The 9,338-nt window shown below is 27.0% G+C and carries 8 protein-coding genes; 4 read left to right on the plus strand and 4 right to left on the minus strand.

The window, feature by feature from the left end:
• Nucleotides 1-1,092 (minus strand): DUF819 family protein (locus Q0V09_RS04685; RefSeq protein ID WP_297487401.1); only part of this gene is annotated, 1,092 nt, incomplete at its 3' end.
• 115 nt (nucleotides 1,093-1,207) lie between these two features.
• Between Q0V09_RS04685 and Q0V09_RS04690 the strand changes: the two genes are divergently transcribed.
• A complete protein-coding gene (locus Q0V09_RS04690; RefSeq protein WP_297487403.1) occupies nucleotides 1,208-1,558 on the plus strand; it encodes a cupin domain-containing protein in 351 nt (116 codons plus the stop codon).
• A 225-nt stretch (nucleotides 1,559-1,783) separates the two neighbouring features.
• On the opposite strand, the gene Q0V09_RS04695 is transcribed toward Q0V09_RS04690, so the two are convergent.
• A complete protein-coding gene (locus Q0V09_RS04695) occupies nucleotides 1,784-2,401 on the minus strand; it encodes a hypothetical protein (protein WP_297487405.1) in 618 nt (205 codons plus the stop codon).
• 144 nt (nucleotides 2,402-2,545) lie between these two features.
• Here Q0V09_RS04695 and Q0V09_RS04700 point away from each other — a divergent pair, with 144 nt between their 5' ends.
• Nucleotides 2,546-3,784, plus strand: coding sequence for a coproporphyrinogen-III oxidase family protein (locus Q0V09_RS04700; RefSeq protein WP_297487406.1), 1,239 nt, complete (start codon nucleotides 2,546-2,548; stop codon nucleotides 3,782-3,784).
• 42 nt (nucleotides 3,785-3,826) lie between these two features.
• Here Q0V09_RS04700 and yjeM read toward each other — a convergent pair whose 3' ends face one another.
• Nucleotides 3,827-5,347 (minus strand): glutamate/gamma-aminobutyrate family transporter YjeM, encoded by a 1,521-nt coding sequence (gene yjeM / locus Q0V09_RS04705; RefSeq protein WP_297487408.1) that lies wholly within the window; start codon nucleotides 5,345-5,347, stop codon nucleotides 3,827-3,829.
• A gap of 82 nt (nucleotides 5,348-5,429) precedes the next feature.
• Entirely contained in the window at nucleotides 5,430-6,242 is an 813-nt protein-coding gene (locus Q0V09_RS04710; protein ID WP_297487410.1) for a MerR family transcriptional regulator, read from the minus strand.
• A 97-nt stretch (nucleotides 6,243-6,339) separates the two neighbouring features.
• Here Q0V09_RS04710 and Q0V09_RS04715 point away from each other — a divergent pair, with 97 nt between their 5' ends.
• Nucleotides 6,340-7,698 carry a Sapep family Mn(2+)-dependent dipeptidase gene (locus tag Q0V09_RS04715; protein WP_297487412.1) on the plus strand — a complete coding sequence of 453 codons (1,359 nt, stop codon included), beginning with the start codon at nucleotides 6,340-6,342 and terminating at the stop codon, nucleotides 7,696-7,698.
• A 15-nt stretch (nucleotides 7,699-7,713) separates the two neighbouring features.
• Nucleotides 7,714-9,261: a YfcC family protein gene (locus Q0V09_RS04720; RefSeq protein WP_297487414.1), complete on the plus strand. Its 1,548-nt coding sequence runs from the start codon at nucleotides 7,714-7,716 to the stop codon at nucleotides 9,259-9,261.
• Nucleotides 9,262-9,338: the final 77 nt, after the last annotated feature.

The raw sequence follows: 9,338 nt of genomic DNA on the forward strand, positions 1-9,338 counted from the left end.
TGCTCCTGCAATTATTGGTGCTGAAGCTACACCACCTATATTTGCACAACTAGCTATACAACAAGTAAATAAATCTATTTTTAATATTTTTGCAAAAATAAGCATTACAATAGCATGAATTAATAAAATAACTGCTCCTGCTAAAATAAAAGCTGGTGCCTCTGTTAACTCTGCAAAATTAGCACTAGATGCTATTAAAGCTACAAGTGTATATAACATTATATTAGATAGTTGCTTTGACCCTGGTACAGATGTCAATGGTGTCATTGCTCCTATAATTCCTGCTAACGTTGATAATGATATTGTCCAAATTATCGAGTTGAAATATTGATTTTGAGGAAGATACTCTGGTATCCAAGTAAAAAAAGCTCCTAAAGCTAAAGATAGTCCAAGTAATCCAAACAAATCATTAAAAGTTACCTCTTTTCTTCCTTTTTCTTCTAAAACTTGTAATTTTTTTGCAATTTCTTCAGCTACTTTATCATCAGCTTTATTAAATTTATTAAATTTTTTAATAAGAACATTATTAGAAACAAAGAAAATCAAAAGCATTATCCATATAGAATAATCTATTGAATCTATTAATAATGTATAGCCCATACCTGAATCAGATAATCCAATAGCTGATTGAACAGCAACCATATTTTGAGTTCCTCCAACCCAAGAACCTGCTAAAGATGCAAATGCCTTTGATGCTATAACTTTATCTCCTAAGTAATCTTGAAATATAATAAAGGCAACTACAAAACCTAATAAAATACTTATTGAAGCACAAACAAACGCTTTTAACATTTTAGGTCCTAATTTACGAATATTTCTTAAATCGCATTTTAAAAGCATTAAGAATATCATCGAAGGAAGTATTGCATCTTTTATAGCTATTCTAGCTATACCAGCTCCTGTTTTAACTCCATTTAAAGATAGTGACCAAACTCCTACACTTGACATTATCATTGCACTAAAGTATATAATTACTAGTGGGGGAACGTACTCAAAAAATTTTGTTTTTGTTTTAACTCTTTCTTCAATGAAAAATACTAAAGCAGAAAAAAATATTAAAAAACCAATAAAAGAAAATCCTGATGTTATCATCTTTAATCCTCCTATTTTAATTTGTATTAGTATTCTATTACTATATATGTTTTTGATTGTCAATATATTTTATAAATGATTTTAAATTTTATTTTAATTTATAACGGAGGTCTTTATGATTAAAACGAAAAATGATTTAAAAAGTATTACTGTAAATGGTTTAAGAGAGGGTATAGGAATTATAAATATTACTCATTTATTATCTTTAGAAGAATTAAAAAACAAAGGGAAATTATTTGGAAAATTAGAATTGGAAATAAACTCTTCAATTGGATTTCATAAACATATTGATGACTTTGAAGTATATTATATTCTAAAGGGAAAAGGATTAGTTAAAGATAATAAGGCAAATTATATTGTAGAAGAAGGAGATGTTATTTATACTACAAGTGGAGAATCTCACTCTTTGACAAATATTGGAGAAAATAAGCTCGAATTACTTGCAGTGGTCATAAACTTAGAATAAAAAAATGGTATCGGAAAGATACCATTTTTTCACACCACACTTAGTGCACTTTAATTTTAAGAAAAACCTTTTCTTTTAATTGCTTCAACCTCTAAAACTCGATTCTTTTAACTCTTTAAGTATCTTTTTAAGAGCTTCTTTTTCACTATCTGTTAATAAAGAGATATCTTTATTTAAGATCTCTTGAAATTCATCTTTGTTCATAATTTTCTCCAAATATATAGATTAATTTTCATATGCTTTACTATTTATATCCTCTAAAATTTCCAACATTTCCAAAACTTCATCCAAATTATTTTCTTTTGATTCAAATAATATTTTAGAATTTTCTCTATTTTCAAAAACATATGTTAGTAAAATATTTCCATCATTTTCTTCTCTTAATTCTATTTGTATTCCATAATAAAATTTATTTTTTCTTTCAAAAGAGATAACTTTGGCTTTCTCTTCTAACTTTATAACTTTAATATTTTTAGCTCCTTCTTCTAACAATCCATCATTAGATTCAGATCCTACTATTACACCAAGTAATCCTATTTGTTCTTCAATTTCAATTATTTTTTTCTCTATTTCATCTGAATATCTCTCTTTTAATTCAGCTAAAAATCCATTTTCATTTACATTAATTAAAATTTGTGTCATTTTATTATCTGAATCTTTTTTTAAAGAAAATCCATTAAAAGGTTGGATATATTTTTCAATAGTATCATAAATTAAGGGAGTCCTATTGATATCAACAATAAATCCATCCTCATCTATTGATGCATTTTCAAACTCTTCACATATATTCAAATCTATATTTTTTAACAATAAATATTTTCTACTAATTACTACTTTATTCATAAAACCTCCATTTTTTTATAAATTATACCTTTTTTTTATAGTATAAATCAAGAAAAAAAATTGACTTATTTGTAATATAACAATATACTATAGAAAGATTTGAAATACAAATAATATTTAAAGCAAAAATTAAGGGAGAGTGACATGTTTAATACTAGGTTTAAATCACACCACGATGTTAAAGATTTTATTGTTAGTAAAACTGGTAGAAATTTAAGAACACCAATCAGTTATTGGAACAAATTAAATAAACCAGCAATAGATAAAGATGGAGGTATTTATATTCATGTTCCTTTCTGTGATAAAATCTGCTCATTTTGTAATATGAATAGAACTCAACTAGATAATAACCTAGATGATTATACAAACTATTTAATAAAAGAAATAAAAAAATATAAAAATAAAAAATATATAGAATCAAAAGAAATTTCAGTTATATTTTTCGGAGGAGGTACTCCTACGATATTTAAACCTTATCAACTTGAAAAAATTTTATCAACTCTTAGAGACACTTTCACTTTAGCTTCTAATTGTGAATTTACATTTGAAACAACTTTACATAATTTAAATGATGAAAAACTTGAAATTATGCAAAAATATGGTGTTAATAGACTTAGCGTAGGAATCCAAACCTTTTCTGATAGGGGAAGAAAATTATTAAATAGAACATATACTCAAGCTCAGGTTATTGAAAAATTAAAAGATATTAAATCTAAATTTAAGGGATTAGTTTGTATTGATATTATCTATAATTATCTTGATCAAACTTTTGAAGAAATATTAGAAGATGCAAGAATAGCTAAGGATATCTCTCCTGACAGTATTAGTTTTTATTCTTTAATGATTCATGAAGGCTCTAAAATATCAAAAGATTTAAATAGTGGAGCAAAATCCTTTGATTATGAATTAAAGAAGGATAAAGAAATTCATGATTTATTTTTAAGAGAAATGTCTAAAGGTGGATATAAACTTTTAGAATACACTAAAATAACTAAAGGAACTGATTCTTATAAATATATTAGAAATACTCACAAATTAAAAGATTTAATTCCAATTGGTATTGGAGCTGGTGGTAGAGTTGGGGATTTAGAAATTTATAATTTAAATAAATTTATCACTTTTTATTCTAAAGATAGTGATCTAACTACGAAAATGAAAAAGTTATCTGGAATTGCTCAAAATGAATTTGTTGATTATGAAAGTATTAAAAATATTACTGGAAATTCCTACAATAATATTTTAGACACATTAAAAGAATTAGAAAATTTAAACTACATAATTTTAAAAGAAGATGGTTATTTATGTACAGATAAAGGAATTTTCTTTGGAAATAATATTTCTGCAAAATTAGTTAACACTTTTTATGAAGCTAATAACAAATAAAAAAATTCCTCTAAGTTTAAATACTTAGAGGAATCTGTCTATTTATATATGATTCTTTAAATCTTTCTTTAATACCTTGTGTTCATAGTTTTTATATATTCCTAATGCTAAACAAGTAAAGAATACAGGTCCTATTATCATCCAAATACTATCGTCCATTTTATTGTTAAACATTGGCTCAATTATTGTACTTATATTTGCAAAACCAACAAGTACAACTGTGAAAAAAGTAGCAACTTTAACAGAGAATTTTGTTTTAAAAATTACAAATGGTTTTTCTATTGAATCATTATCTTTAAATTTAACAAAAGCTGCCGCTATTAATAAATATGGAATTGTCATAGCTACATTTGTCATAAGAGTGATTTTCATAAAGAAAGCTTCTGCACCTTCTCCTCCAAAAGTAACTCCTAATATAAATACAACTACAATAGCCCATTGTGCCCACATTGCATTTTTAGGCATTCCATTCTCAACTACAGATATCTTTTTAGGCCACATCTCTTTAGGTGTTCCTTCTATTAATTGTTTTAATGGTGAATAAATCAGTGTAAAAAATGCACCAGTTAAACAAAGAACAATTGAAATTCCCATATATCTTGACATTATTTTTCCAATAAGAATTGCTAAACTCTGATCGGCTTTAAAACTTATTGCTATTTGATATCCTAAGTTTTCCATACAAACATATGAGAAGTTTCCTATATGTACATTTCCTTTTCCAACTAAGAAATCCCAATTTGTAAACATTCCTACTAAAAATATTCCAATAGCATAACCTATAGCTATAACAATAGCTGAAATAGTTACTCCTCTAGGAAAAGTTTTTTCTGCATTTTCAGTTTTATCCACTAATCCACCAATTACTTCAATTCCACCATAAGCAAATATTGCAAATACTAAGAATGATGCTATTGATATTCCACTTAAATAATTTGAGTTTGGTGATACTAAAAACCCATTACTTAGAGATGTTATTGGTTGAGCTAATTTAAATCCATTTTTTATAAATACAATTAAAGATCCAAATAAAAGAACTAAATTTAAAAGTGTTACTGCTATACCACCAACAGAGGCTATTTTAGAAATTTTATTTAATCCTTTTGTTGCAGTATAGGTAAATAGTGTCATTAATATGACTCCAAGTAATCCTAAAGACTGTGTTGAATTTAAGCCAAGTAAATTCAATCTTGTTGTATAATCAGTTCCAAATATTGCAGTTGATACAACTATCCATATACCAGAAGATATATTAACCATCCAAATAATATATGATGCATACCACATAAATGTAGTTATAAATGCATACTTAGGTCCCACTGACCTTTCCATCCAAGAGTAAATTCCCCCTGATTCATTTTTAAAAGCAGCCCCATATTCAGCCATCATAAATGCATATGGTATAAAAAATAATACTCCAGAAAAAATATACCAAGGAATTGCAGAATATCCCATTAAATAAAAAGATCTAGGAATATTGTTAAAACCAAAAACAGATGTAAAAATCATTAAAATCAACGGTATTAAAGTAAGTTTCTTTTCCCCTTTTTCACAGACAGACATTAACTTTTTCCTCCTTTTTGTACTAAAACTATGTATTTTTTACGTAAAATATATCCTATATTAATACTTTAAAATCTATAAGTCAACTTTTTTTTGTTTTTATTGGGATAGAAATTTTTATACTTTGTCCCATACAGTTTCCTGCGTTAACTATTACATCATTAAAAAACTCTCTTGAACTCCCTGTGATTTCTAGATTATTTTCTTCAATAAACTTTAATAATTTACAATAACTTTCTCCAATTTTATTAGTAAAATCTTTGTGATAAATTGAAATACATCTAGTTTTTGATAAATTTCTATTACACAACTCATCACTTATGTTATTTACAACTCCAATCTCGTGAATTCTAAAATAATTTCCTGTTACAAAATCTTCTTGTTTTAAAATTGTAATTCTTCCCACTTTGTTTAATTCGTGCTTTTTTCTAAATTTATTTAATTTTCCAATTCCCTCTATTAACTCTTTTTCTCTTTTAGGCTCTTCAATTTCTAATAAATAAACCTTTGTTTCTTCTAAAGATTCAAAAAATGGAAGACATCCTTCTGGACTTGTAATTTTTTTTATCTCTTCAATTTTTTCTTCTATAAAATTATAAGATTCTTTTAATAATTTCATTTTCTCTTTAATATGTGTCATTTTATTATTCAATAATTGAATACTTTCTGATGTATTCTTACATTCTATATATTCTTTTATCTCTTTTAATGAAAAATTTGCATTTTTCATCATTAAAATAAAATATAAATCTGAAACATTTTCATCATTATAAAGCCTATATCCATTGACTTCATCAACTTTTTTAGGAACTAATAAGTTAATCGAATCATAATAAATAAGTGTCTCTCTAGAAATATTAAATATTTTTGCAACCTCACTAATTTTATATAACATATAATCACCCCTCTTGACTATAAAGTATACTTCATAGTATATAATTGTGTCAAATACGTTTTTATTTTTTAATTACCAAACAACTAGGAGGAAAAAAATGCATCAATTAACAAATTTAGAAAAAAAATGTTATGAAAATTTAGAAAAAAACTTTCCTATTTTTTTAGAAGATCTTAATAAAATTATTTCAATTCCAAGTTTTTTACAAGAAGATAATAGTCAATATCCTTTTGGAAAAGACATTCAAAATGTTTTAGAAGAAACATTGAAAATATGTTCAAATCTTGGTTTTAAAACATTTATTGATCCAGAAGGATATTATGGATATGCTGAAATTGGTAGGGGTGAAAAACTTGTTGGAGTTTTAGGACATCTTGATGTTGTTCCACCTGGAGATTTAACAAAATGGGATAATCCTCCATTTGAACCTATTATTAAAGATGGAAATTATTATGGAAGAGGGTCTCAAGATGATAAAGGTCCAACACTTGGTGCTATCTATGCTTTAAAATCACTTCTTGATAGTGGCTTTATTTTAAACTATAGAGTTAGATTTATTTTTGGAACTGACGAAGAAAATTTATGGAGAGATATGCCTAAATATGTCGAAAAAGAAGAGATGCCTACTATTGGATTTACACCAGACTCTAAGTTTCCATTAATTTATGCTGAAAAAGGACTTTTACAATGCAAACTAATTGCTTCAAATACTAGTCCAATCACATTAAAAGGTGGAGATGCATTTAACTCTGTTCCTTCAAGTATAACTGTAAATAAAACAGAAAATCTAACTAAATATCTTACAGATTTTAATTATGAATTTAAAGAAAAAGATAATCAAATAGAAATTATTGGTAAAAGTGTTCATGCTCAAGTTGCAGAAACTGGAATTAATGCTATTAATAGATACTTACATGCATTAACTAAAAGTGGAATTGAAACTAAAAGTGGAAAATTTGTTACTGAAAATTTAATTGGTTTTGATTTTGCTGAGCCTATCTTTGGTGAAGTTAAAGATGAGCATTCTGGTGAATTAAAATTTAATCTTGGTAAAATTGAAATTACAGAAGAAAAAGAAATTTTGTGTATTGATATGAGAATTCCTGTAACTTTTGATAAAAATATTATAGTTCAAAAAATCACAGAAAAGGCTAAGGAATATGGATTTGAATATTTAGAGCATGATTATTTAAGATCTATATATACACCACTAGACTCTCCTTTAATCAAAACTCTTATGTCAGCTTACCAAGAGGTTACTGGAGATTTAGAATCTAAACCTATCGCTGGTGGTGGTGCAACTTATGCTAGAGCTATAAATAATTGTGTTGCATTTGGTTATGTTTTACCTGGTAGTCCTAAAACTGAGCATCAACCAAATGAATATATAATTTTAGATGATATGAAAATGGCTATGAAAATTTATATGAAAGCTTTTGAAAAGTTTCAAGATTAATTGGGGGGAATTACATTGAAAAAATCGAAAAAAATGCTTAGTGCCTATACTATAGTTTTTATATTTTTAGTTATAACTGCTGCTTTAACTTGGATAGTTCCACAATCTGTTGTTGTTAAAAATAATGGTGCTAGCGAAGTTATATATAACGCAATATTTGGGGATAATGGGGAAGTTTTAAGAGGAATGGGAAGACAACCTGCTGGTCTTTGGGATGTTTTAATGGCTCCAGTATATGGTTTTGAAAAATCTGCTGCTGTTAGTATTGCAATTTTAATGGCTGGAGCTTTTTTAGGACTTATTAACTCTGTTGGTGCTATGGATGCTGGAATTGGAGCTTTACTTAAAAAGTATACAGGAACTACACTTATAGCTATATTAATGTTTGTATTTGCTGTATTTGGAAGTGTATTTGGATTTTGGGAAGAAATTCCTGCGTTTTCAATTGTTATCGTTCCTTTATTTGTTCTTGCTGGATATGATGTTATTACAGGTCTTGCTGTTTTAACTGTTGGAGCAACTGCTGGAAATATGTCAAGTGTTGTAAATCCATTTTCAACTGGAGCTGCTATTGGAGCTATTGGAAATCCTGAGTTATCTCTAGGTAGTGGTATGGTTCTAAGATTCATTTTATTCTTTGTATTATATTTTATAGGGCTTTTCTTTACTGTAAAATATGCTAATGAAGTAAAAAAAGATAAATCTAAATCTTTTGTTGCAGATATTGATGTAAATACTAAAACTCACGAACAGGGACAACTTCCTGAACTTACAAAAAAAAGATTTTATTCTATCTTAGTTTTAGTGGGAATTATTGTTGCATTGATCTTAGGATATATGCCTTGGTACGAAATTAAATTTGCAGATGGTTCAACTTTCCAAGAAATTATTAATGCACCTATTGTATTTTTAGGAAATATTCCAGTTTTAGGAAATTTACTTGGGGCTAAACATATTACACCTTTAGGTGATTGGTATTTTGGTGAATTTTCTTTTGTATTCTTCTTAGGATCTTTACTTATTGGTTTTATCAATAAAATACCTGAAGATAAATTTGTAAAAGAGTTTGCTGCTGGAGCTAAAGATCTTTTAGGAGTTGTTTTAGTTCTTGCTATTGCCAATGGTATTTCAGTTTTAATGGGTAGCAAAACATCTGGAATCTCTGTTACATTTGTCTATTGGATTCAATCTATTTTACAAGGTATTCCTGCTTGGGCATTCTCTGTCGCTTCTATATTAGCTTATGTTGGAATTGGATGTTTCTTACAATCTACAAGTGGTGTAGCTGGAATTACAATGCCTATTTTAGGAGCTGTTGCTATTGCTCTGTTCCAAAACTCTGAAATAGGAGCTGCTGGTGGACAAATTATGTTAATCTCAGCATTTACTTTAGGAATTAACTTTATGTCTGGAATTTATCCAAGTGCTACTACAATGGGTACTCTAGAATTATTTAATGTTCCATATGACAGATATTTAAAATTTATACTAAAAATATTTATTACAATGTTAGGTGCTGGTTGTATTTTAATTTCAGTATCACAATATTTAGGACTATTATAAAATAATTATTTTTATAAATATATGTCAACTAAAAATGAAAATGTCCCACAAAATCGTTAATTATTAGCTCTAAAATT

It is taken from the genome of uncultured Cetobacterium sp. (genome assembly GCF_947039425.1).
In the GTDB taxonomy this organism is placed as follows: domain Bacteria; phylum Fusobacteriota; class Fusobacteriia; order Fusobacteriales; family Fusobacteriaceae; genus Cetobacterium_A.